Here is a 24,165-nt window from a genome sequence, read left to right on the forward strand (position 1 = left end):
GGATTTGAACAATACTGACTAGACGATCCGGCACCGACCGTTGTGACGGATCCGTCCGGTGTGTCACGGCGGCGTGCGGTCGCACGTCTTGTGGAAAGCGGCGGGCAGGGTTGCCAACCGCATGACCAATTACCGCATGAAAGGAAAACGCACGATGAATCGCGCAAACTGGTTTCAAGTGTCGCAGGAAGGCGCCAAGGCGCTGGGAGCACTCCACCATTACGTAACGACCGGCACGGGTCTGGAACCGGGACTCATACACCTTGTTTTCCTCAGGACGTCGCAATTGAATGGTTGCGCACATTGCATCGACGTCCATACCCGCGATCTCATCAAACACGGGATGTCCGTCGACAAGATTGTACTGGTGCCGGTATGGGAAGAAGCCGCCTATCTGTTTTCGGACGAGGAACGGGCGGCCCTGGCGTGGACGGAGGAAGTGACGCGCGTGAGCGAGACCCACGCATCGGACGCGGCCTACGCGGCGGCATTGGCCGCGTTTGGAGAACAGGCCCTGGTCGAACTGACGATCGTGATCGCGGCCATGAACGCGATCAATCGCATGGGCATCAGCTTCCGGTTGAAACCGCGCGCAAAGGCCTGAAACGGCGCCGGTACCGACGGACCGTCAGCGCTGCGGACATGGCGCGGGCAGCACCGCGACAGTACCCATGTAACCGTCCGGCAGCACCAACGACAGGCAAGCGCACGCCGCCAGCAGGGATTCATCGCAGGCCCCCCATTCCGCCAGCGCCAGCCCCCGGCATTTGAGCCTGGCTTCGCGCTCGCTCCACGCGCGCGCGAACGCGGGCACGCCGGCCAGCGTGGCCGCGGCCGCCGGGCCGAGATAGTCGCGGGCGACGGCTTGCCAGTCCGGGACGTCGGCGACCTGCATGACGTCGATGCCGACGGCGCCGCCGTCCAGTCGCAGGGCCGCCACGGACAGGTCGCCGTCGTGGCTGATCGACAGTGCGAAGCGGCGGCCATCGTCGAGCAGCGCCCAGGGCGCCACGCCCGGCGCACCACACAGCCGGATCGACGACGACGATAGCCCGCTCGCCTCAGCCAGCGCGGCAAGCAGCGCCGCACGAATCGTGCGCCGCGCCGTCGCGCGGTCGGGTTGCCCGCGCACGCCGACGATCTGCACGCCCGAAGCGGAAGCAGGCGCATCTGCAAACCGGCTCCCGTGCCACCAGCGTACGGGCAAAGCGCGATCCATCACACCCGCTGCGGCGCCGCCGGCAACCCGTTCCAGCTCGTCGCGGCCGGAATGTGCTCGCCCTTCATGACAAGGGTCAGCGGCCCGATGCGGGCATTGTCCCCGACCTTCGCGCTGTACAGCACGGCGCTGCGCGGGCCCAGGTACACCTTGCTGCCGATGTCGACGTGATCGATCTTCATCACCCGGTCTTCGAACAAATGGGTCTGCGGGCAGGACAGCGCGTTCAGCTCGCTATGGTCGCCGATCGTCACGCAGTCGAATTCCGTGATGTCCGTCGTGTCCATGTAGACGCCGCGGCCGATGCGGCAGCCGAGCAGGCCGAACGCGACCGGCAGCCAGGGCGTGCCGCGCAGGTAGCGCATGAAGTTGGGCACGGCGATGCCTTCGTACATGTTCGTGACGCCTTCGGACAGCCAGACGAACGGCGTCCACATCGGCTCGGCCCGCTTCTTGTAGCGGCCCAGCAGCAGCCATTTGAACGCGAGCACGAACAGGTAGTTGCCGATGCCGTAGGCGAGGCTGATCAGGGCGAGGTCCCAGATCACTTCGCCCCAGCGGCCGGCCCCGGCGATCGGCATCAGGTCCAGCACGACCGTGTAGCCGACGGCGATGACGACCGCGTGCGGCGCGACGATGCGGAACGCTTCGACGAGCGCGCGGCCCAGGCGGCGCGCCGGCGACGGGCGGTAGGTCAGGTGTTCCGGGTAGCCGCTGACCTGTTCGCGCGCGGGCAGGTGGATCGGCGGCGAGCCGAGCCACGTGTCGCCGCCCGTCATGCGCTCGTTCGCGGGCGCATGCGTGTGCACGCCCACGAGGACGCCTTCCGGCAGCACGGTGCCGTCCGGGATATAGCTGCCGTTGCCGACGAAGCTGCGGTTCGAGACGACGGTCGCTTCCATCGTCATCCAGCCGCCGTCGATCTGCTCGTCGCCCAGCATGACGGCGTCGGCGATGAAGGTCTCGTCGCCCAGCGTCAGCATGTCGGGGACGACGCCCAGGGCCGTCGAGATCTCGGCGTCGCGGCCGACCTTCGCGCCCAGCAGGCGGTACCAGAACGGCGCGAACACGGTCGCATAGATGCCGTGCAGGACGTTCAAACTCGATTCCTGGATATGGCTCACGAGCCACTTTTTGCAGTACGCGTTGCTGTGCACGGCCGAGCGCCCCGGCATCATGCGGGGCAGGAAGCCCCAGCGGATGGCGGCCGACACGAGCATCGTCAGCGCGATCAGCACGGCGGACGCGGGCAGTGCCAGCACGAAGTAGCGCAGCAGCTGGCCCTGGATCGAGTTCTGCGCGAGGATCGGCAGGGTGCCCCGTTCGTCGAACCAGTCGATCAGCACGAAGCTGGGGAACACGGGCATGAAGAACAGCGTGGCGACGAGCAGCATGCCGAACACGAAGAACAGGGCTTCGCCGGCGAGGCGGGCACGGCTGACGCGCGGGCGCGGCGGCAGGGTCGACGGGTCGAACGCGCCGGCGTCGCGCGCGGGCGAGCCGTTCCAGACGCGGCCGGCGGGGACAATCCCGCCGTCCGGCAGCGCGGATTGTCCCTCCAGGTGGCCGCGCCGGCCCACCTGCGTATTGCCTTCCAGGATCGCGTACGACGACACGCAGGCGTCGTCGTCGAGCGCGATGCGGCCGAGGATCAACCTGCCCCGTTCCACGCGCGCGTTCTCGAAGTTGACGGCATTGCCGATGCTGACGTTGGCGCCGATGGCGAGCAGGTCGGGCGCGCGGATCGTCAGCGAGCCGATCACGACGTCATGTCCGATCTTCGCGCCCAGCAGGCGCAAATACCAGCCGTACAGCGACGAGCCGGCCAGCAAATAGGTCGGGGCCGCCTCGACGAGGCGGTCCGCGAGCCACCAGCGGAAATAGGTCGCGCCCCACAGCGGATACACGCCGGGTTTCAGGCGGCCCGCGACGAGCCACTTGCCCCCGATGGCGAAGACGAATTCCAGCAGGGTCGCGAGCAGGAACACGCCGATCGACGCGGCGATGGCACGCGCCACGGAGTCGCCCGGGTCGCCCGTGAAGAAGTGGTACGTGAAGAACGGCGCCAGCCATTGGGCCATGCGCAGCGTGATCAGCACGGGCACGGTCGCCAGCTGGGCGATGCCGCACAGCCAGCGGCGGGCTTCCGACGGCGGCGTCCAGTCCGGCTCGACGGCGGCCGTGCCGGCGGCCTGGTCCAGGCTCGAGGCGATGGCGCCGATCTGGCGTTGCGAATAAATGTCGCGCACGGTGACGTGGGCGAAGCGCGGGTCGGCGCGCAGTGCCGTGGCGAGGCGGGCGGCGAAGAACGAGTGGCCGCCCAGGTCGCTGAAAAAGTCCAGTTCGCGGCGGATCGGCTGGCCCGGGAACAATTTCTCCAGCGCGGCGAACAGCGCTTCCTCGCCCGGCGTTTCCGCCACGTCCGATTCGGCCGGATCGCTCGGTAGCGGGGCCGACAGGGCCATCGCTTTGAGTGCCTTCCTATCGATCTTGCCGGACGTCAGGCGCGGCATCACGGACAATTGTTCAAAGCGGCTCGGCACCATGTACGGCGGCAGCTTCCCGGACAGCGCGCGGCGCAACGTGGCCGGTGCGAGCTGTTCCGGCGTCGCGCCGGCGGCCGGCACGAGGTAGGCGACGAGGCGGTCGATGCCGTCATCCTTGCGCAGCAGCACGGCCGTCGTGCCGACGCCGTCCTGTTGCGCGAGCTGGGCCTCGATCTCGCCCAGTTCCACGCGAAAACCGCGGATCTTGACCTGGTCGTCCGTGCGGCCCAGGCACACGACCTGGCCGTCCGGCTCGATGCGCGCGAGATCGCCCGTGCGGTACAGGCGCGGGTCGTCCGGCCCCGCGCTCCACGGGTTCGGGAGGAATTTCTCGGCCGTCAGGTCGGGACGGCCGAGGTAGCCGGCCGACAGGCCCGGGCCGATGATGCACAACTCGCCCGTGTCGCCGCGCGGCAGCAGTTGCAGGCCGTTGTCCGTCTCGGTGGAAATGACCAGCAGACCGTAGTTCGGCAGCGGCGTGCCGATCGTGATCAGGCGTCCCGGCTCCAGGCGCGCGAGGCTGGCCGACACGGTCGCTTCCGTGGGGCCATACGTGTTGAACATCTGGCGGCCCGGCCTGGAAAAGCGCTCGACCACCGTTTCCGGGCACATCTCTCCGCCCAGGTTGATGATGCGCAGGCTGGGCACGTCGTCCGCGAACAGCGCGAGCAGCGTCGGCACCGCGTGCAGCACGGTGACGCCATTCTCCGAAAGCAGGCGCGGCAGCGCCTCCGGGTCGCCGGCCGTCTCCTTCGGACCGATCCAGAGCGTGGCGCCGACGAGGTAGGAAATCCAGATTTCCTCGAACGACATGTCGAAGGCGACCGAAAAGCCCTGGTAGACGCGGTCGGTGGCCTTGACGCCCAGCACTTCGTTCTCGCTGCGCAGGAAGTGGCAGATGCTGCGCTGGTCGATGAGGATGCCTTTCGGCTTGCCCGTCGAGCCCGACGTGTAGATCACGTAGGCGGGGGCGTCGCCGTCGACCTTGCCCCGGCGGCGCAGTTCGTAGCCGTCGGGCGCGGGCGCCAGCAGCGTTTCGGCGGTGTGGATCGGTTGCGTCACCGTGCCGAGACGGTCGCGCATGCGCTCGCTGCTCACGAGGGCGGGGGAGCCGGCGTCGTCCATGCACACGAGCAGGCGCTCGACGGGCGTGTCCTCGTCGACCGGCAGCCAGGCGGCGCCGGCCTTGGCGATCGCCGCCTGCATGACGAGCAGATCGATGCCGCGCGGCATCCACAGGCCGACGATGTGGCCGGGGCGGATGCCCGCGTCGATCAGGCGCGACGCGGCCAGGCTGGACAGGGCGTCGAGCTCGCGATACGTGAGGCGGCGGTCGCCGGCGATGAGGGCCAGCTGGTCCGGTGCGCGGGCCGCGCTCGCTTCCAGCAGGTCGGCCAGGATCTCGTCGCGCAACAGCTCGGGCTGGTGCGGGCCGTACAGGACATCGGGGTGCCGTGTCAGAGGAGAGATATCGTTCATCGACGGCTATGTTGGGGTTGGTTGAATTTCATCAAGACACAAAATGCAAACCTGGCAGCCACATCCGCGCAGGGTACTCCATTTTAACGGCCGGGCGGCGCATGTGTTCATTACGCCCGTGTTCACCAGCCAATCCGTCATTTTTGATCTGGATCAAGGATTTAGGCGGACCAGATTTCATAAAATTTCCAAAAAACAATATTTCCTCACTAAAAGCCAGGAGCCACGCTTGCGTACCAACCTACCCGTCACGGGCATCGAATACCCGGTGCATGACGGCCAGTCCATCGTGTCCAAGACCGACACCAAAGGCCGCATCACCTACGTCAACCCCACGTTCATCGAAGTCAGCGGTTTTACCGAAGATGAGCTGATCGGCAAGGCCCATAACATCGTCCGCCACCCGGACATGCCCCCTGCGGCGTTCGCCGACCTGTGGCAAACGCTGCAGGCGGGCGAACCGTGGACAGGACTCGTAAAAAATCGTCGAAAAAATGGCGATTACTACTGGGTCGTGGCGAACGTCGTGCCCATCAGGCAGGAGGGAACGACGGTGGGCTACATGTCGGTCCGCACCCGTCCCGCGCGCGACCAGGTCGAACGCGCCGAAGCGGTCTATCAACGCCTGCGCGACGGCCGGGCCGAGGGGCTCGCGTTCCGGCGTGGCGCCGTCATCCGCACCGCGTGGTGGGCGCGCCTGCTGGACCTGCGCACCTTGCCGCTGGGCCGGCGCCTGGGCGTCATGATGTGCACGCAGGCGCTGCTGATGGGCGTGCTGGCCTGTGCCACCCAGGCCTGGGGCTGGCGCCTGCTGGCGCTGGCCGGCGCGGCGCTGACCCTGCTGGCCTGGGCCGAGCTGCACCGGTCCATCGTGGCGCCCATGCACCGGGCGCTGGAGGCCGTCCATGCGCTGGCCGGGGGCGATCTGTCGCGCCCGCCCGCACGGGGACGCGACGACGAGATGGGCCGCCTGCTGCTCGCGCTGCGCCAGTTGAACATCAACCTGACGGCGATCGTCGGCGACGTGCGCACGGGCGTCGGCGCGATCCATGCGGCCACGCGCGACATCGCGACGGGCAACCACGACCTCGCGCGCCGCACGGAGGCGCAGGCCGCGAGCCTGGAGCAGACGGCTGCGAGCCTCGCCCACATCGCGGCCAGGGCGGGCCAGAACACGGACAGCGCCGAGCGCGCCGACAACCTGGTCGGCGAAGCCTCCCGGGTGGCGGGACGCGGCGGCGCGGCCGTGCTGGAAGTCGGCACGACGATGGGCCAGATCAGCGGCTCGGCCACGCGCATCGTCGACATCATCGGCCTGATCGACGGCATCGCGTTCCAGACCAACATCCTGGCCCTGAATGCCGCCGTGGAAGCGGCGCGCGCGGGCGAACAGGGGCGCGGGTTCGCCGTCGTGGCGGGCGAAGTCCGCAGCCTGGCCCAGCGCTCGGCGGGGGCGGCGAAGGAAATCAAGGCGCTGATCGAGGATTCCGTGCACCAGGTCGGGCAGGGCAACGAGCTCGTCGACGCGGCGGGCCTGACGATGCGCCAGGTCGTGGGCGCCGTGCGGGACGCGGCCGCCATCATGGGCGACATCTCGGCGGCGTCGCGCGCGCAGAACGAGGGCATCGCGGAAGTGAATGCGGCGATGGTCGAGCTCGACGGTATCACGCGCGAGAACGCGGCCCTCGTGGAGGAGTCGGCCATGGCGTCCGCCAGCGTGGCGGAGCAGGTGGGGCATCTGGGGCAAGTCTTGTCGGTATTTAGATTGAGCCGATAGCGTTCGCGTGGGCACGGGGTGCCCACCCTAGGATTGGCGCCGCCGTATGCTCTGGATGCGCGGCGGCACCGTGTCGCGCGGCCCGACGCAGGGGTAGGGTGGGCGGCCCCCGCCCACGCGTGTTAGCACACCGGCTTCGGCGATTTTTGATGCAAGTCAAGGATTTTGTGGACCCGCCTCAATAGACTCATCTTGTATGTTCACGCCGCAGGCCCAGGAGTTTCCCCGATGTCAGATGCAGTTTCCGCATTCCAGCCCGTCGTCGAGTTCGACGCGGACCTGATCGCCCGGCTGAGCCGCAACGGTCCCCGCTACACGTCGTATCCGACGGCGGACCGCTTCTCGGAATCGTTCGGCTACCGCGATTTCCTGCACGCGGTGGCGGACCTGCGCACGCGCGGCGGCGGCAAGCCGCTGTCGCTGTACCTGCACATTCCGTTCTGCGACACCGTCTGCTATTACTGCGCCTGCAACAAGATCGTCACGAAGCACCGCGAGAAGGCGGCGACCTACCTCGCTTACCTGAAACGCGAAGTCGAGATGCAGGGCCGCCTGTTCGCCGGCATGAACGACGTCGAGCAGCTGCACTTCGGCGGCGGCACGCCGACTTACCTGTCGGACGCGCAGATGGCAGACCTGACGGCGCACCTGCGCCGCTGCTTCCGCTTCGCGCCCGATGCCGTTGGCGAATACTCGATCGAGATCGACCCGCGCACGGTGTCGCAGGAGCGCGTGCACGGCCTGCGCCGCCAGGGTTTCAACCGCATCAGCCTCGGCGTGCAGGACTTCGATCCGGACGTGCAGCGCGCCGTCAACCGCATCCAGCCCGAGGCCGCGACGCGCGCCATCATCGCGGCCGCGCGCGATGCGCATTTCCGCTCCGTCAGCCTCGACCTGATCTACGGCCTGCCGAAGCAGACGCCGGCCACGATGCGCACGACGCTCGACAAGGTGATCGATGCGGCGCCGGACCGCATCGCCGTGTACCACTACGCGCACCTGCCGCACCTGTTCAAGCCGCAGCGCCGCATCGTCGACGCGGACATGCCCGACAGCGACGCGAAGCTGCGCATGCTCCAGCTGTGCATCGAACGCCTGACGGCCGCGGGCTATGTCTACATCGGCATGGACCATTTCGCCCGGCCGAACGACGACCTCGCCGTCGCGCAGCGGCAGGGCCGTTTGCACCGCAACTTCCAGGGCTATTCGACGCATGCCGACGCGGACCTCGTCGCATGCGGCGTGTCCGCCATCGGCGCGGTCGGGGCCACGTACAGCCAGAACGTCAAGACGCTGGACGCCTATTACGCTGCGCTCGACCGCAACGAGCTGCCGGTGGCGCGCGGTGCGCGGTTGTCGATGGACGATGCGCTGCGCCGGACGATCATCCAGAGGCTGATGTGCCAGTTCGAGCTGTCGGTCAGCACCATCGAACTCGCGTTCCCGATCGCGTTCCACGCCCATTTCGCCCGCGAGATGGCGCAGCTGGCGGAGCTGGAGCGCGACGGCCTCGTCGAACTCGCGCCGGACTGGATCAGCGTCACGTCGAAAGGGCGCCTGCTGATCCGCAACGTGTGCATGGTGTTCGACCGCTATCTCGCCACGCGCGGCCCGGCCACGCATTCCAGGACGGTGTGACCCCATGAACGTCGCGCTCCTTCCCGTCTTCGTGGTGGGCCTGCTGGGCAGCGTCCACTGCGCCGGCATGTGCGGCGGGATCGTGGGCGCGCTGTCGGTGGCGCCTTCCGTCGGACGGGTCATCCCCGTGCGGGTAGCAACCGGGCGGGCGCCCGTCGCCAACGTCCTTGCCTACAATGCGGGACGCATCGGCAGCTACATGATCGCGGGCGGGCTGGCCGGCGGCTTCGCACAAGGCGCGCAGGCGCTCGCCGGACTGCCGGCGCTGCAGGCCGGCGCGTACTGGCTCGCGAACCTGATGCTGGCCGCGCTGGGGCTGTACCTGATGGATGCGTGGCGCGGCCTCGCGCGGCTGGAGCAGGGCGGCCGCTTCGTGTGGCGCGGCGTGCAGCCCCTGCTGAAAAAAGTCGGCCCGCTGGACCGGCCCGCGCGCATGTTCGTCGCGGGCGGCCTGTGGGGCTGGCTGCCGTGCGGGATGGTCTACAGCGTCCTCGTCACCGCGATGCTGAGCGGTTCCGCCCTCCACGGCGCCCTCGTGATGCTGGCGTTCGGCCTCGGCACCCTGCCGATGCTGCTCGGCCTGGGCCTGATGGGCGCGCGCCTGCGCGGCTGGCTCGCGGGCCCGCGCGTGCGGGTCGCATGCGGCGTCCTCGTGCTGGGCTTCGGCCTGCTGGGCCTCGCGCGCGCGGCCGGCGGCCTGCCGCACGGCTGGGTGCAGCAGATCTGCGTCGCACCCGGAGCCGGCGCATGAGCGCGGCCGTCCTCGACACCGTCGCGTGCTGGCACTGCGGCCAGCCGGCACCGGCCGCGAGCCCGTGGTCGGCCGTCGTCGACGGCGCGAGCCGCACCATGTGCTGCCCCGGCTGCGCCGCCGCCGCGCAGACGATCGCGGACGCCGGCCTCGCCGACTATTACGACAACCGCACCGAGTTCGCCGCGCGCGTCGGGGATGACGCCGACCTGTCCGCCCTGCGCGCGTACGACGAGGCGGTCGATGCCGACGATGTCGTCTTCACCATCGAAGGCATCCGCTGTGCCGCGTGCGTGTGGCTCATCGAACGCCGCATGAATGCGCTGCCCGGCGTGACGGACGCGCTGCTGAACGTGGCGACGGAGCGCCTGCGCGTGCGCCGCGATCCGGCCGTGGCGAAGGCCAGCGACATCATCGCGGCACTGCGCGCGATCGGCTACACGGCGTATCCGCTGGACGCGGCGCGCCAGGCGGCCCACCTCGAACGGGAGCGCAAGACACTGTTCCGCCGCCTGTTCGTCGCGGGCATGGCGATGATGCAGGTGATGATGTACGCCGTCCCCGTGTACCTGGCGACGGACGGCACGATGGATGCCGACATGCGCGCGCTGATGCACTGGGCCGCGCTGTTGCTGACCGTGCCGGCCGTCGCGTACTCGTCGTGGCCGTTCCTGCGCGGCGCGTGGATGGACTTGCGGCGCGGCGTGGCCGGCATGGACGTGCCGGTGGCGCTGGGCATCCTCGCCGCATCCGCCGCCAGCGTCGTCGCGGTCGTGCGCGGGCACGGCGACGTGTACTTCGATTCGGTCACGATGTTCGTGTTTCTGCTGCTGGGCAGCCGCTACCTGGAACTGGACGCGCGCCGGCGCGCCGCGCGCGCGCTCGAGGGCCTGCAGCGTGCAGGGCCCGCGACGGCGCAGCGCTTCGTCGACTTTCCGGGCGCGCGCGCGACTGACACCGTATCCGCCGGCGCGCTCGTGCCGGGCGACGTCGTGCTCGTGCCGCCGGGACAGGCCGTGCCGGCCGATGGCGTCATCGTGGAAGGCGACACGGAAGTCGACCTCGCGCTGCTGACGGGCGAGAGCCGCACGCGCGCGCTGGGGCCGGGCGCGCCACTGCCCGGCGGCGCCGTCAACGTCGCGCAGGCGATTGTCGTGCGCGTGACGAGCAGTGCGCGCGACAGCACGCTGGCGCTGCTGGTGCGCCTCGTCGAGCGCGCCGGCCAGGACAAGCCCGCGCTGGCGTTGTGGGCCGACCGCGTCGGCGCGTGGTTCGTGCTCGCGCTGCTGGTGCTGACGGTCGGCGTGTGCGCGCTCTGGTATCTCGTCGATCCGGCGCGCGCGTGGCCGGCGGCGATCGCGGTGCTCGTCGTGTCGTGTCCGTGCGCGCTGTCGCTGGCGACGCCGACGGCGCTCGCCGCCGCCACCGACCGCCTGCTGCGCAGGGGCGCGCTGGCCGTCAAGCCGCATGTGCTGGAAACACTGGGCCGTGCGACGCACGTCGTGTTCGACAAGACGGGCACGCTGACCTACGGCCATCCCGTGCTGCGCCAGGCGGTAACGTTCGGCGGCGCGAGCCGGCGCATGGCGCTGCAGCTGGCCGCGGCGCTGGAAGCGGGCAGCGCCCATCCGCTGGCGCAGGCGATCCGCGCTGCCGCCGGGCCGGCCGCGCTGGTCGCGAACATGGTCAACCAGGTCGTCGGCAAAGGCATCGAGGGCGAGATCGGCGGCCGCCGTTACCGTCTCGGCAACGCCGCGTTCGTGGCCGGCATCGCGCGCGGCGGCGTCCCGGGCGGCCAGCCGGGCGGCGTCACGGCCGTGTGGCTGGGCACCACGTCCGGCTGGGTCGCGCGCTTCGACCTCGTCGACGACATCCGGCCGGAGGCGCGCGACGTCGTGGCCGGCCTGCGCGCGGCCGGCAAGACGGTCGTGCTGCTGTCCGGCGACGACGACGAGGCCGCGCAGGACGTCGCCATGCAGCTCGGCATCGCGCATGCGCTGGGCCACCAGTTACCCGAAGATAAACTGACCGTGGTGCGCGGCCTGCAGCGCGACGGCGCCGTCGTGGCGATGGTCGGCGACGGCATCAACGATGCGGCCGTGCTGTCGGGCGCCGACGTGAGTTTCGCGATGGGGCAGGGCGCGCAGCTGGCGCAACTGCACGCCGACTGCGTGCTGCTGGGTGAAGGTTTGCGCCCGCTGGCGGCCGCGCTGGACACGGCGGCGGACACCTTGCGCGTGATCCGCCAGAACCTGGGGTGGGCGATGCTGTACAACGTGGCGGCGATTCCGGCGGCGGCGAGCGGCCTGCTGAATCCGTGGCTGTCGGGCGTGGGGATGGCCGCGAGTTCGGCGCTCGTGGTGCTCAACGCGGCACGGCTGAGGACGGCATGACGATGGAAGCCTTGTATCTGCTGGTGCCGCTCAGTGTGATGCTCGTTGCGTTAGCGGTGTGGATCTTCTTCGGCGCGGCGGACAGCGGGCAGTTTGACGATCTGGAAGGGCCGGCGTTGCGGATTCTCAGCGACGACGATTGACGGACTCCGTCGTTCCCGCGCAGGCGGGAACCCATGCAGAAGATCAGCATTCAGTACGTCGGAAACACCCGGGCGGATCTCGGCGTTCGACTTCAGAGGCTCAGTATGGGTCCCCGCGTGCGCGGGGATGACGGTGATCCGCGCAAGCGAAGGTATTACATGCTGGGCCCGCGGCCCGTCCGCTGTTCCTTCTCGATCCGCTCCTGGCAAGCGATACACGTCCGCACCGTCGGCGTCGCCAGCAACCGCGCTTCCGGAATATCGCGCCCACACGACTCGCAGATCCCGATCGCGCCCGATTCCAGGCGCCCGATCGCCGCGTCGATCTCGTGCAGCAGGTTCGCTTCGTGTTCGGCCAGGTGTTCCTCGTTATGGCTGAGCATCTCGCCCGCCGGCGCGTCGTCGTTCTGGCCCATATGGGCATTCGGCGAGATCGCCGGGCGGTCGTCGGTATCGCCATCCGTGCGCGCACGCACGGCGGCCAGCGCATCCTCGCGCGCCTTGTGCAGGCGCTGGCCGAGTTGCTCGTGGAGTTCAGGTGAAATTGGCGGCATGGTCATCGTCCTCTTCGTTGTCAAAAGCTTCGGATCAGTGTGGCGGACCATCGAGCGTCATGTTTGACGCACCTCATATCGTCCTTTCAAAACGCCAGTCTGCTTTCAGCAACATCGAGGAAGAAGCCGGCTCCTTCCTTGGACCCAATCTGGAATTTTTGATTCACATCAAGGATTTGGAACCCCCAGGAAACCTACCCTGACGGTGTCGTCTTTCTTATTCTTCAGGGAGTGCACCTTGGACAGCAGTCTAAACTATAACTACAAGATCGTGCGCCAGTTTGCCGTCGCAACTGTCGTCTGGGGCGTGATCGGCATGCTCGCGGGCGTGTGGATTGCCGCGCAGCTCGCCTGGCCGGCATTGAACTTCGATATCCCGTGGCTCACGTACGGCCGCCTGCGGCCGCTGCACACGAACGCGGTGATCTTCGCGTTCGGCATCTGCGGCCTGTTCGCCACGTCGTACTACGTCGTGCAGCGCACGTGCCAGGTCCGGCTGTTCTCCGACCGGCTGGCCGCTTTCACGTTCTGGGGCTGGCAGGCGGTGCTCGTGGCGGCCGCCATCACCCTGCCGCTGGGCTTCACGCGCGGCAAGGAATACGCCGAGCTGGAATGGCCGATCGCCATCCTGATCGCCGTCGTGTGGGTCGCGTATGCCGTCGTCTTCTTCGGCACCATCGTCAAGCGGGCCGTAGCACACATCTACGTCGCCAACTGGTTCTTCGGCGGCTACATCCTCGCGGTGGCCATCCTCCACATCGTCAACGGCATGTCGATGCCCGTCACGCTGTTCAAGTCGTACTCGATGTACGCCGGCGTGCAGGACGCGATGATCCAGTGGTGGTACGGCCATAACGCCGTCGGCTTCATCCTCACGGCCGGCTACCTGGGCATGGTCTACTACTTCATCCCGAAGCAGGCCGAGCGTCCGGTGTACTCGTACCGCCTGTCGATCGTGCACTTCTGGGCCCTGATCTTCACCTACATGTGGGCCGGTCCGCACCACCTGCACTACACGGCGCTGCCCGACTGGACGCAGTCGATCGGCATGGTGTTCTCGCTGATCCTGCTGGCGCCGTCGTGGGGCGGCATGATCAACGGGATCATGACGCTGTCCGGGGCGTGGCACAAGCTGCGCTCGGACCCGCTGCTGAAATTCATGATCGTGTCGCTGTCGTTCTACGGCATGGCCACGTTCGAAGGTCCGATGATGTCGATTAAAACGATCAACTCGCTGTCGCACTACACGGACTGGGGCATCGCCCACGTGCATGGCGGCGCGCTGGGCTGGGTCGGTTTCATCACGATGGGTTCCCTGTACTACCTGATCCCGCGCCTCGCCGGCAAGAAGCAGATGGCCAGCATGGCGCTCGTCGAGACGCACTTCTGGCTCGGCACCATCGGCATCGTGCTGTACATCGCCGCGATGTGGATCGCCGGCGTGATGCAGGGCCTGATGTGGCGCGCCGTGAACCCGGACGGCACGCTGACCTACACCTTCGTCGAAGGCGTCAAGGCGACGTATCCGTACTACGTGATCCGTTTTGGCGGCGGCCTGATGTACCTGACCGGCATGTGCCTGATGGCGTACAACACGTGGCTGACGATGCGCGGCACGAAGTCCGTCGACGCGCGCATCCCCGCACTGCATTCGCATGGCAGGACGCATGCGGTCCCGGAACACGCCTGATAGAACACGCAGGAGCATAACCATGAAATTCACCCATGAGTGGATCGAGAAGAACCCCTGGCTGCTGATCGGCCTCGTGCTGGTCGTGGTCTCGTTCGGCGGCCTCGTCGAGATCGTGCCGCTGTTCTTCCAGCATTCGACCACCGAACCCGTCGCCGGCCTGAAGCCGTATTCGCCGCTGCGCCTCGCGGGCCGCGACGTCTACATCCGCGAAGGCTGCTACAACTGCCACTCGCAGATGATCCGCCCGTTCCGCGCCGAGACGGAGCGCTACGGCCATTACTCGGTCGCGGGCGAATTCGTCTACGACCACCCGTTCCAGTGGGGCTCCAAGCGCACCGGCCCCGACCTGGCGCGCGTCGGCGGCCGCTACTCGGACGAGTGGCACCGCACGCACCTCGACAACCCGCGCGACGTCGTGCCGGAATCGAACATGCCCGGCTATCCGTGGCTCGCGACGGCAAAACTGGACCCGCAGTCGATCGTGCCGAAGATGCGCGCGATGCAGCGCCTGAACGTCCCGTACACGGAGCAGGACATCAAGGACGCGCCGGCGCAGCTGGCCGACAAGACGGAGCAGGACGCGCTGGTCGCCTACCTGCAGGGTCTCGGCACGCAAATCAAATCGAGGAATTGAGATGGCCATCCAGCATATATTCGACGACGCGAGCCGCGTGATGACGGTCGTGAGTTTCGTTTGCTTCCTGGGCATCCTGGCGTGGACCTTCGTGCTGCGCAGGGAGCAGGATTTTGCGGCAACGGCCGCCATTCCGTTCGACGACGACGTGGAGGACGACTATGTCTGACTTCACGAGCGGTTTCTGGAACTGGTACATCGTCCTGATCACGGTGCTGGGCATCGCGGGCTGCGCGATCCTGCTGTGGTCGCAGTCGCGCCACAAGGTGCGCCTGGACGAACACGGCCAGCCCGACAAGACGACGGGCCACGTGTGGGACGAGGACCTGACGGAACTGAATACGCCGATGCCGCGCTGGTGGATGTTCATGTTCTACCTGACGATCCTGTTCGCCATCGGCTACTTGGTGCTGTATCCGGGCCTCGGCAGCTATGCGGGCCGCCTCGGCTGGCAATCGGCCGGCGCGTACAAACAGGAACTGGCGAAGGCCGATGCCGACTACGGCCCCCTGTTCGCGCAATACCTGAAGCGCGACCTCAAGGACGTGGCAGGCGACCCGCAGGCCCACGCCATCGGCGAGCGCCTGTTCCTCACGTACTGCGCGCAATGCCACGGCTCGGATGCGCGCGGCAACAAGGGCTACCCGAACCTGACGGACGGCGACTGGCTGTACGGCGGGGAACCGTCGGTGATCAAGGAAACGATCATGAAGGGCCGCAACGGCCAGATGCCGCCGATGGGCGCGGCGCTCGGCTCGGACAACGACGTGGAAAACGTCGCGCACTACGTGATGAGTCTCTCCGGGGCGCCGGCCGACCCGATCAAGGTCGCCTTCGGCAAGCCGAAGTTCGCCGCCTGCGCCGCGTGCCACGGCCCCGACGCGCACGGTAACCCGATGCTGGGCGCGCCGAACCTGACCGACAAGGTATGGCTGTACGGCGGCAGCGCGGAGACGATCATGGAGACGATCCGCAAGGGCCGCAACAACACGATGCCCGCGTGGGGCGAATTCCTCGGCGAAGGCAAGGCGCACGTGCTGGCCGCCTACGTCTGGTCGCTGTCCAACACGCCGGGCACGCCCCGCGAGGTGGCGGCAAAATGAACGTGCGCGCGCCCAGGGAGGCGGTCATCAAGATGTACGCCAGGCGCGAGGACATCCATCCGCGCGAGGTGAAGGGCCCGTTCGCCACCCTGCGCTGGGCCTGCGTCTGGCTCACGCAGGCGCTGTTCTACGGCCTGCCGTGGCTGTCCATGCACGGCCGCCAGGCCGTGCTGTTCGACCTGGGCGCGCGCAAGTTCCACCTGTTCGGCCTCGTGCTGTGGCCGCAGGATTTCATCTATCTCGCGGGCCTGCTGATCATCTGCGCCTACGGCCTGTTCCTCGTGACCGCCGTGGCGGGGCGCGTGTGGTGCGGCTATGCCTGCCCGCAGACGGTCTACACGGAGATCTTCCTGTGGATCGAGCGCCGCATCGAAGGCGGCCGCAGTGCGCGCATCCGCCTCGACCGCCAGCCGTGGACGCTGGAAAAGCTGGGCAAGCGGGGCGCCAAGCACCTCGCCTGGGGCACGGTCGCGCTGTGGACGGGCTTCACCTTCGTCGGCTATTTCACGCCGATCCGCGCTCTCGGCGACGCGGTGGCGCACCTGGGCCTCGGCCCGTGGGAAGCGTTCTGGATCCTGTTCTACGGCTTCGCCACGTACGGCAACGCCGGCTGGATGCGCGAGCAGGTGTGCAAGTACATGTGCCCGTACGCCCGCTTCCAGAGCGCGATGTTCGACCGCGACACGCTGATCGTCAGCTACGACATGGCGCGCGGCGAACCGCGCAAGATGGAACGCAATGCGGCGCGCAACGGCGCAAACGGTGGCGACCGCCGAGGCGACTGCATCGACTGCTCGCTGTGCGTGCAGGTCTGCCCCGTCGGCATCGACATCCGCGACGGCCTGCAGTACGAATGCATCGGCTGCGCCGCCTGCATCGACGCCTGTTCCGGCGTGATGGACAAGGTAGGCAGGCCCCGTGGCCTGATCCGCTATTCGACCGAGAACGCACTCGCCGGCGGCTGGAACGCGAAGCAGATCCGCGCCCGCCTGCTGCGCCCGCGCACGCTCGGCTACGGCCTCGTGTTCGTCCTGATGGCGGCGGGCCTGGGCACCGCGCTGGCGCTGCGCACGCCGCTGAAGCTGGACGTGATCCGCGACCGCGGCTCGATGGGCCGCGAAGTCGAAGACGGCAAGATCGAGAACGTGTACCGCCTGCAGCTGATGAACACGGGCGAGCGTCCGCACCGGTTCCACATCGGCGTCTCCGGCATCCCGTCGGCCGCGATCGCCGACGAGGATCTCGTCGAACTGGACGGCGCTTCCGCGCGTGCGGTGCCCCTGCGCGTGCGCGTGGACCATGGCGCCGCACGCACGGGATCGAATGCGCTGACGTTCACCGTGACGGCGCAGGACGATCCGGCACTGCGCGTGACCGAGAAGGCCGTCTTCATCGTGCCGCGCTGAACTGACAAGGATAGAACATGCACGCGACTCCGACTCCCTGGTACACCCACCGCTGGCCATGGCTCCTGATGCTCGGACCGGCGACGGTGCTGGCCGGCGGCGGCTACGTGGCCTGGCTGGCCGCCGGCCACCCGGACGCCCTCGTCGTCGACGATTATTACAAGCAGGGCAAGGCCATCAACCAGGATCTGCGCCGCGACCGCGCGGCGACGGCACTGTGCCTGTCGCTGCGGGCGGAATACGATCCGCGTGCGGGCACGCTGGCCGGCCGCCTGGCGGGACACGCGGCGCCGTTCACCATCTATCTCGCGCATCCGACCCTGCCGCGGCGCGACCTGCGCGTGTTCGTGAAGCCCGCGCCGGACGGCTCGTTCAGCGTCGCGCTGCCGGACCTGGAGCGCACGCACTGGCAGGTCGTCGTGGAAGGGGCGTTGCGCGACTGGCGGCTGGCCAAGGGGTGGGATGGCGTGCGGGCGCTGGAGATCGTGGCGGACGAGCCCTGAGCGGCCTCACAGCGCCTGGCCGAGGCGCTGTTCCAACTGGCCGCGGTAGGTGCGGCTGACCTTCGTTCGCCCGCCGTGCTTCAGCACCACGTCGAACTCGCCGTGCGACAGCGGTTCGAGGCGCAGGATGCTCTCGAGATTCACGATGGCCGAGCGGTGGATGCGCACGAAGTGGGCGGGATCCAGCTTGTCGGCCAGCACATGGATCGGTGACCGGTACAGCAGCGCCTTGCCGCCGATGTACAGGTTGACGTAGACGCCGACGGCTTCGATCCAGTCGATGTCCGTCGTCTTGACGATGTGCGTGGCGCCCGCGGTTTTTACCACCAGCCGGTCCCAGCGCGGCGGTTCTTCGGCGGGGCGGTGTTCTTCCAGCCGCGCGAGGACGCGCCGCATGGCCGCCTCGAAGCGTTCGTCGCTGAACGGCTTCAGCAGATAATCGAGGGCGCTGGCCTCGAACGCGCGGACCGCATACTGGTCGTAGGCGGTGACGAAGACGGTGACGGGCATGCGGCCGGCACCGACGGTGGCGACGACGTCCAGGCCGGACGGCCCTGGCATCTGCATGTCCAGGAAGACGGCGGCGGGGCGATGGTCGGCGATCATCCGCACGGCCGCCGCGCCGTCCCCGGCTTCGAGCACCTCGCCGACCCCGTCTACCCTGGCCAGCAGGTCGACGAGACGCCGCCGCGCCGGCGCTTCATCGTCGACGACGAGTATCTTCAATGGACTGGCGGGCGGCATGCGCGGCATCTCCTCGTTCAAGTCAGGGGCAGGACGATCGTCGCTTGCGTGCCGCCGCCGGCGTGGGGCGCGATGGCGAACAGGCTGGCGCCGGACGGGTACATGGCCGCCAGGCGGTCGCGCGTCACGCTGATGCCCAGTCCGCGCGCGGCGTCCATCGTCCAGCCGGGCGGCAGCCCGACGCCGTCGTCGGTCACGCGGATCTCGACCTGGTCGCCCACGCGCCGCGCCGACACGTCGACCTTGCCGCCGGACGCGCGGACCGCGATGCCGTGGCGGATCGCGTTTTCCACCAGCGGCTGCAACAGCAGCGACGGGACGCGCGTGTGCGCCACGTCGGGCATGACGGACACCGTGACGGCGAGGCGCTCGGCGAAGCGCATCCGGTGCAGTGCGAAGTAATGCTCGAGGAACTCGACTTCGTCGGCCAGGCTCACCTCGCTCCGGTTCCGGCTGTCGAGCGTGAAGCGCAGCAGGTCGCCCAGGTGCTCGATCATGCGGCGGGCCACCCTCGGCTCGTGCTCGACGCACGCGGAAATGCCGTTCAGCGCGTTGAACAGGAAGTGCGGATCGAGCTGGGTGCGCAGCGTGTTCAACTGGGCTTCGAGAAAGCCGCGCTGCAAGCGCTCGATCTGCAATGCGTCGACGAGCACCCGCCGGTAGTACTTCAGGCCGGTCAGCGCACCGATGATGACGCAGTACACGAGCATCGCCCAATAGAACCAGTCGAGCAGGCCCAGGGGCTGGCTCCAGGGATCCCAGTCGAGCAGGCCGAGCCGGTCTTCCACGGCCGCCGCCGTCAGGACGTACAGCGCCGTCAACGCCAGCCCGCACACGGCATGGGCGGCCAGCAGGGGCAGGGCGCGCCGGAACGTCGCGGCCAGGCGGTCGTGCAGGCGCTTGATCAGCGGCGTCAGCGCGCCCCACAGCCAGCAATTGATGGTGACGGACAGCAGCGCGCTCCAGCCGGCGCCGCGCAGGATGTACGGCAGCGCGAACACGCCGCCGGCGGCCGTGCAGGCCAGGATTGCGACGACATAGCGTGAGGTGCGTTGTTTCACTGGTTGATCGTTGACGTGTAAGCGGCCCGCGCACGGGGACGGGGCGCCGCCCGTTCGATGGGCGCCGCAACCGTCTCGCAACAGCGGAATCCGGACTGTGACAAAGCCATTGTAAATACCTATTGCACTCCGGCATTCTACCCAAAAAAACGGAGACCTCAACCTATGCCCCCGATGAAATCCCATTACGAAGCCCTCGATGGCCTGCGCGGTACGGCCGCGCTCTGCGTCCTCATGTTCCATTTCTGGGAAATGATGGTGCCCGACATCGCCCACAACCCGATGGGCCATGCCTTCCTGGCCGTCGATTTCTTTTTCGCGCTGTCCGGATTCGTTCTCGGCCACGCCTACGACGCGCGCCTGGCGCCGCACGCCGCGCCCCGCGAGGCGCTGTCCCTGTCCGGGTTCTTCAAGCGCCGCCTGATCCGCCTCCATCCGATGACGCTGGCGGCGCTGGCGATCAGCGTGACGGTGTACCTGCTCGATCCGTTCGTCGGCGACACCCAGCGCATCGGCGAAAAGATCTCGCTCGCGGCGTTCGCCGGCACGATCGCGCTGAGCGTGCTGTTGCTGCCGACGCCGAACGTGCCGAACAGCTTCGGCGAAACGCATTCGCTGAATGGGCCGTGCTGGACGCTGTTCCAGGAATACATCGCCAACGTCCTGTACGGCGTGTTCGGGCACAGATTGACCCGGCGCCTGCACGTGGGCCTGTGCGTGCTGAGCGCCGTCGCGTTGCTGTGGACGGCGCATCATTTCAATGACCTGAGCCACGGCTGGGGATGGGCCGATTTCTGGGCCGCTCCGGTGCGCCTCGCCTGTCCATTCCTAGCCGGGCTGCTGGTGTACCGGACGGGGTTCCGGCTGGCGGTGCCGCAACCGTTCGTCGTCCTGTCGCTGGTGCTGGCCGCGATCTTCGTGGCGCCCCAGATGGGCACCTGGAACGGCCTGTTCGAAGCGGCCTGCGTGATCGTCGTGTTCCCGCTGGTCCTGGCCGCGGGCGCGGGCGTGACCCGGACCGAGGGCGCGATCGGCGCACTGTGCCGGTTCATGGGCGAACTGTCCTATCCCGTCTACGTCGTCCACTACGCGTTCGTCTACCTGTTCGCGCACTGGAACTGGAATACGCATCCGGCGCCTGCGCGGGTGGCGCTGGTGGCGGCGGCATCGCAGATCGGTATCGTGCTTCTGGCGTACGCGTTGCTGCGCTGGTTCGACCGGCCGGTGCGTGCGTGGCTCACGCGGAAGTATGCGGGTCCGGTTCACGTTCCCGCCGCGGTGGCTGAGGTAAACGCGTAACCCCGGCCCTCTTGCAGACTCATCCATGATAGATTGCCATCGCCAGGCTTACCGAGCCGGCGACTACCACTATCCATGGAAAAGAGAGAGATGCCCAAGAACCATCTTCACGCGCGCGCCCGCACGGCCGCCGCCATCGCCACCCTGTTCGTTCCCCTCGTCCTCGGCACCGCCGCGCCAAACATCGCGGCGGCCGCACAGACCACCCAGGCGGTCAGACCCGACGCCGCCTTCGACACCTGGTCCGACCGTTTCGCCGCCGACTGGGTCCGCGCCAATCCGCAGCTCGCCACGTCGACGCAATACTTCGACGGCGCCGAACAGGACGCGCTGGACCGCCAGCTCACGCCGCTGACGGCCGCGCACCGCAAGAAGATGGTCGCGCTGGCGCGGGCCGGCGTCGCGCGGCTCGATAAATTCCTCGCCGGGCCACTGGGCGAAGAACAGCGCACGTCCGCGTCCGTGATGCGCTGGAGCCTGGCCAACACGGTCGCCAGTGCGCCGTACGACGATTACCAGTTCGTCTTCAACCAGTTCGGCGGCACGCAGGTCGGCCTCGTCAACTTCATGACGACGACGCATCCGCTGCGCCGCGCGTCCGACGTCGCCAGTTACCTGGCGCGCCTGGACCAGGTGGCCACGCGCATGGACGAGGCCCTCGCGCGCGCCCGCGCCGCCACGGCGCGCGGCCTGGTGCCGCCGCGCTTCATCCTCGAGCGCGCGCAATACCAGGTCGACCTGTTCCTGAAGCCGGCGGCGGAGCAGAACGTCCTCGTCACGACGTTCGCCCAGCGCACCGAAAAGCTCGCGGACCTGGCGCCGGGTGCGCGCGCCAAGGCCATCGCCGACGCCACCCGCATCGTCGAGACGAAGATCCGCCCCGCGTACCTGCGCGTGCAGGCCTACATGGCCGAGCTGCATCCGCAGACGAACGACACGGCCGGCATCGCGCGCCTGGCGAACGGCGCGGCCGCCTACCAGCAGGCGCTGAAGACCTACACGAGCACGAATTTGACGGCGCAAGAGATCCACGCGATCGGCCTGGGCGAAGTGGCGCGCATCGAGGCCGAGATGGACAAGCACCTGCGCGCCCTCGGCTACGCGGAAGGCGGCATCGAAGAGCGCATGAAGCAGCTGGACGCGACGTTCCAGCCCAAGACCGCGGGGTTGGGTAACCCTGATCCGCGCCCCGAACTGCTGCAGCGCTATGCGGGCATCGTGCAGGACGCATTGAAACGCAGCGACGCGCTGTTCAACCTGAAGCCGCGCGCGCCGGTCGACGTGCGCCGCGAGCCGCCGCTGACGGAGCCGTCGGCCGCGGCGCATTATTCGCTGCCCGCGCCGGACGGCAGCCGACCCGGCATCTTCTGGGTGCCGATGCGCGGGCCCACGTTCGACGTGATCCGCATGCGCAGCCTGTCGTACCACGAGGCCGTCCCGGGCCACCACTTCCAGCTCGCGATCCAGCAGGAGCGCACGGACCTGCCCAAGTTCCGCGCCCAGCGCATCTTCGGCGGCGGCAGCGCGCACAGCGAAGGCTGGGCGCTGTATGCGGAGCGGCTCGCGGTGGAGCAGGGCTGGTACGAGGGCGACGTCCCGGGCCTGCTGGGCGCCCTCGGCTCGGAACTGTTCCGCGCGCGCCGGCTCGTCGTCGACACGGGCCTGCACACGAAGGGCTGGACGCGCGAGCAGGCCATCGCCTACGGCATCGGCGCGCAGGAAGTGGAGCGCTACGTCGCGTGGCCGGGCCAGGCGTGCGCGTACATGATCGGCATGCTGCGCATCATCGACCTGCGCGAGCACGCGAAGCAGGAACTGGGCGCGAAGTTCTCGCTGCCCGCGTTCCACGACGTCGTGCTGCGCAACGGTTCCGTGCCGCTGGACGTGCTGGGCGAGATCGTCGAGCGCTGGATCGCGGCGCAGAAGCAGGCTTAGAAGCAGGCTTTGAAGCAGGCTTGGAAGCAGGCCGCGTGATCAGCGGCTGGCCACCAGTGCTTTCAGGCGGGCGATCGTCGCCGCCGGCGTCACGCGGTCGTCGCGCCAGAAATCACTGATGATGGCCCGCATGGCGTCTTCCACGGGCGGTGGCTGCGACATGTTGATGCTCGGGACCAGGACGCCGGTGCGCGCCGCGTGCTGGAACGCCGCCCTGGACGCTGCCGCGCAGCGGTCATGGCGGCCGAGATCGACGTCGGTCCGGACGGGCAGGGCGCCCTTGTAGAGATTGAACCGTTCCTGGATGTCCGGACGCAGGAGCGCGGCGGCGAGGTGACGCTGCGCGCCGACCTTCGCTTCGCCCCGCACCTTGAACATGACGAACGAATCGACGTCGAACACGAATGCGTCGGTGGCGCCCGGCACCGGCAGGCACTCGAACTCGAAGTCCGACGTCTTGCGGGCCTCCATGAGCACCGGCTTGTTCCAGTCGCCCATGAATTGCATGCCCGCTTTGCCGCTGGTGAGCAGTGCCGACGCCTGGATCCAGTCGTTCTGGTACGTCGAGCGGCCGGTATAGGATTTGATCCGCCTGAAGGTCGCCAGCGCGCGTTCCATCGTTGGGCTGGACAGCGCGGCCGGGTCCAGTTGCACGAGCGCCCGCCGGTAAAACTCCGCGCCGCCCAGGCCGATGACGACGTTCTCGAACAGGCGCAGGTCTTCCCAGGGCTGCTCGCCATGGGCCACGGCGACGAAGCCCGCGCGCTTCATCCGTTCGGCGGCCTGGAAAAACTCATCCCACGTCGCCGGCGCCTTCGCGCGCGCCGCTTTCAGGACGCGCGCGTTAATCCACAACCAGTTGTTGCGGTGGAGGTCCACCGGCACGGCGACGTAGTGCCCGTTGTATTTCATGCGCGCGCTGATCGCCTCGGGCAGGACCTTGTCCCATTGCCCGGACCGGGCGATGTCGTCGAGGTTGGTGAGGTACCCGCCCTGCGCCCACGCGGCGATGGCGGGCGCCTTCATTTGCGCGGCGGTCGGCGGGTTGCCGGCCGCGACCCTCGATTTCAGCAGCGTCAGCGCCATCCCGTTGCCGCCGCCGGCGACTGCGAAATCGCGCCAGGTCTCGCCCTCCTGCGTCAACGTCGCTTTCAGGAAGGCGATGGCCCTGGCGTCGCCGGCCAGGTCCCAGTAATGGAACACTTCCAGCTCGCCCGCCCGGGCAGTCGTCGACGCGCACAGCGCCAGACATGCCGCCAGGGCGACGAATACACGCGAAACAGTCAT

Annotated in this window: 20 protein-coding genes; 14 read left to right on the top strand and 6 right to left on the bottom strand. The window is 68.3% G+C overall.

What is annotated here, in order from left to right:
• The first annotated feature begins 154 nt into the window (after nt 1-154).
• Nucleotides 155-604, top strand: coding sequence for a carboxymuconolactone decarboxylase family protein (locus tag ACEN98_RS13270; protein ID WP_413385985.1), 450 nt, complete (start codon nt 155-157; stop codon nt 602-604).
• Nucleotides 605-628: 24 nt separating this feature from the next.
• On the opposite strand, the gene ACEN98_RS13275 is transcribed toward ACEN98_RS13270, so the two are convergent.
• Nucleotides 629-1,132 carry a 4-phosphopantetheinyl transferase gene (locus tag ACEN98_RS13275; protein WP_413385000.1) on the bottom strand — a complete coding sequence of 168 codons (504 nt, stop codon included), beginning with the start codon at nt 1,130-1,132 and terminating at the stop codon, nt 629-631.
• A gap of 86 nt (nt 1,133-1,218) precedes the next feature.
• A complete protein-coding gene (locus ACEN98_RS13280) occupies nt 1,219-5,244 on the bottom strand; it encodes a Pls/PosA family non-ribosomal peptide synthetase (protein ID WP_413385003.1) in 4,026 nt (1,341 codons plus the stop codon).
• Nucleotides 5,245-5,473: 229 nt separating this feature from the next.
• Between ACEN98_RS13280 and ACEN98_RS13285 the strand changes: the two genes are divergently transcribed.
• From ACEN98_RS13285 to ccoS, 5 genes are all read left to right on the top strand, one after another.
• The gene (locus ACEN98_RS13285) at nt 5,474-7,021 is read left to right on the top strand and encodes a methyl-accepting chemotaxis protein (RefSeq protein WP_413385005.1); all 1,548 of its coding nucleotides are present in this window, start codon (nt 5,474-5,476) and stop codon (nt 7,019-7,021) included.
• Between the two features lie 228 nt (nt 7,022-7,249).
• Nucleotides 7,250-8,659, top strand: coding sequence for an oxygen-independent coproporphyrinogen III oxidase (gene hemN / locus ACEN98_RS13290; RefSeq protein ID WP_413385008.1), 1,410 nt, complete (start codon nt 7,250-7,252; stop codon nt 8,657-8,659).
• Nucleotides 8,660-8,663: 4 nt separating this feature from the next.
• Nucleotides 8,664-9,410: a sulfite exporter TauE/SafE family protein gene (locus ACEN98_RS13295; RefSeq protein WP_413385011.1), complete on the top strand. Its 747-nt coding sequence runs from the start codon at nt 8,664-8,666 to the stop codon at nt 9,408-9,410.
• Nucleotides 9,407-11,803, top strand: coding sequence for a heavy metal translocating P-type ATPase (locus tag ACEN98_RS13300; RefSeq protein WP_413385014.1), 2,397 nt, complete (start codon nt 9,407-9,409; stop codon nt 11,801-11,803). The genes ACEN98_RS13295 and ACEN98_RS13300 overlap by 4 nt, the downstream gene beginning before the upstream one ends.
• A gap of 2 nt (nt 11,804-11,805) precedes the next feature.
• Nucleotides 11,806-11,946: a cbb3-type cytochrome oxidase assembly protein CcoS gene (gene ccoS / locus ACEN98_RS13305; protein WP_413385986.1), complete on the top strand. Its 141-nt coding sequence runs from the start codon at nt 11,806-11,808 to the stop codon at nt 11,944-11,946.
• Between the two features lie 155 nt (nt 11,947-12,101).
• On the opposite strand, the gene ACEN98_RS13310 is transcribed toward ccoS, so the two are convergent.
• Nucleotides 12,102-12,506, bottom strand: a complete 405-nt coding sequence (locus ACEN98_RS13310; protein WP_413385016.1) for a TraR/DksA family transcriptional regulator — start codon at nt 12,504-12,506, stop codon at nt 12,102-12,104.
• 232 nt (nt 12,507-12,738) lie between these two features.
• Here ACEN98_RS13310 and ccoN point away from each other — a divergent pair, with 232 nt between their 5' ends.
• The 6 genes from ccoN to ACEN98_RS13340 are packed head-to-tail and all read left to right on the top strand — an operon-like array spanning nt 12,739 to nt 17,839.
• Entirely contained in the window at nt 12,739-14,190 is a 1,452-nt protein-coding gene (gene ccoN, locus ACEN98_RS13315) for a cytochrome-c oxidase, cbb3-type subunit I (RefSeq protein WP_413385018.1), read from the top strand.
• A gap of 22 nt (nt 14,191-14,212) precedes the next feature.
• Nucleotides 14,213-14,827: a cytochrome-c oxidase, cbb3-type subunit II gene (ccoO, locus tag ACEN98_RS13320; protein ID WP_413340846.1), complete on the top strand. Its 615-nt coding sequence runs from the start codon at nt 14,213-14,215 to the stop codon at nt 14,825-14,827.
• A gap of 1 nt (nt 14,828) precedes the next feature.
• On the top strand, nt 14,829-14,996 hold the full coding sequence (locus ACEN98_RS13325) for a cbb3-type cytochrome oxidase subunit 3 (RefSeq protein ID WP_413385020.1): 168 nt from the start codon (nt 14,829-14,831) through the stop codon (nt 14,994-14,996).
• The gene (gene ccoP / locus ACEN98_RS13330) at nt 14,989-15,930 is read left to right on the top strand and encodes a cytochrome-c oxidase, cbb3-type subunit III (protein ID WP_413385023.1); all 942 of its coding nucleotides are present in this window, start codon (nt 14,989-14,991) and stop codon (nt 15,928-15,930) included. Before ACEN98_RS13325 ends, ccoP begins: the two co-directional genes overlap by 8 nt.
• A complete protein-coding gene (ccoG, locus tag ACEN98_RS13335) occupies nt 15,927-17,336 on the top strand; it encodes a cytochrome c oxidase accessory protein CcoG (RefSeq protein WP_413385026.1) in 1,410 nt (469 codons plus the stop codon). The genes ccoP and ccoG overlap by 4 nt, the downstream gene beginning before the upstream one ends.
• Nucleotides 17,337-17,353: 17 nt before the next feature.
• On the top strand, nt 17,354-17,839 hold the full coding sequence (locus ACEN98_RS13340; protein WP_413385028.1) for a FixH family protein: 486 nt from the start codon (nt 17,354-17,356) through the stop codon (nt 17,837-17,839).
• A 6-nt stretch (nt 17,840-17,845) separates the two neighbouring features.
• Here the strand turns inward: ACEN98_RS13340 and ACEN98_RS13345 are convergent, their stop codons facing one another.
• Together ACEN98_RS13345 and ACEN98_RS13350 are read right to left on the bottom strand one after the other, a co-directional pair.
• Nucleotides 17,846-18,583 (bottom strand): LytR/AlgR family response regulator transcription factor, encoded by a 738-nt coding sequence (locus tag ACEN98_RS13345; protein ID WP_413385031.1) that lies wholly within the window; start codon nt 18,581-18,583, stop codon nt 17,846-17,848.
• A 17-nt stretch (nt 18,584-18,600) separates the two neighbouring features.
• The gene (locus ACEN98_RS13350) at nt 18,601-19,644 is read right to left on the bottom strand and encodes a sensor histidine kinase (RefSeq protein WP_413385033.1); all 1,044 of its coding nucleotides are present in this window, start codon (nt 19,642-19,644) and stop codon (nt 18,601-18,603) included.
• A gap of 165 nt (nt 19,645-19,809) precedes the next feature.
• Here ACEN98_RS13350 and ACEN98_RS13355 point away from each other — a divergent pair, with 165 nt between their 5' ends.
• Both ACEN98_RS13355 and ACEN98_RS13360 read left to right on the top strand, forming a co-directional pair.
• Nucleotides 19,810-20,943 (top strand): acyltransferase family protein, encoded by a 1,134-nt coding sequence (locus tag ACEN98_RS13355; protein WP_413385035.1) that lies wholly within the window; start codon nt 19,810-19,812, stop codon nt 20,941-20,943.
• A 90-nt stretch (nt 20,944-21,033) separates the two neighbouring features.
• A complete protein-coding gene (locus ACEN98_RS13360; protein WP_413385038.1) occupies nt 21,034-22,878 on the top strand; it encodes a DUF885 domain-containing protein in 1,845 nt (614 codons plus the stop codon).
• A gap of 39 nt (nt 22,879-22,917) precedes the next feature.
• Here the strand turns inward: ACEN98_RS13360 and ACEN98_RS13365 are convergent, their stop codons facing one another.
• On the bottom strand, nt 22,918-24,165 hold the full coding sequence (locus ACEN98_RS13365; RefSeq protein WP_413385040.1) for an ABC transporter substrate-binding protein: 1,248 nt from the start codon (nt 24,163-24,165) through the stop codon (nt 22,918-22,920).

The sequence above is a fragment of the Massilia sp. CT11-137 genome (assembly GCF_047302885.1).
In the GTDB taxonomy this organism is placed as follows: domain Bacteria; phylum Pseudomonadota; class Gammaproteobacteria; order Burkholderiales; family Burkholderiaceae_D; genus Telluria; species Telluria orientalis.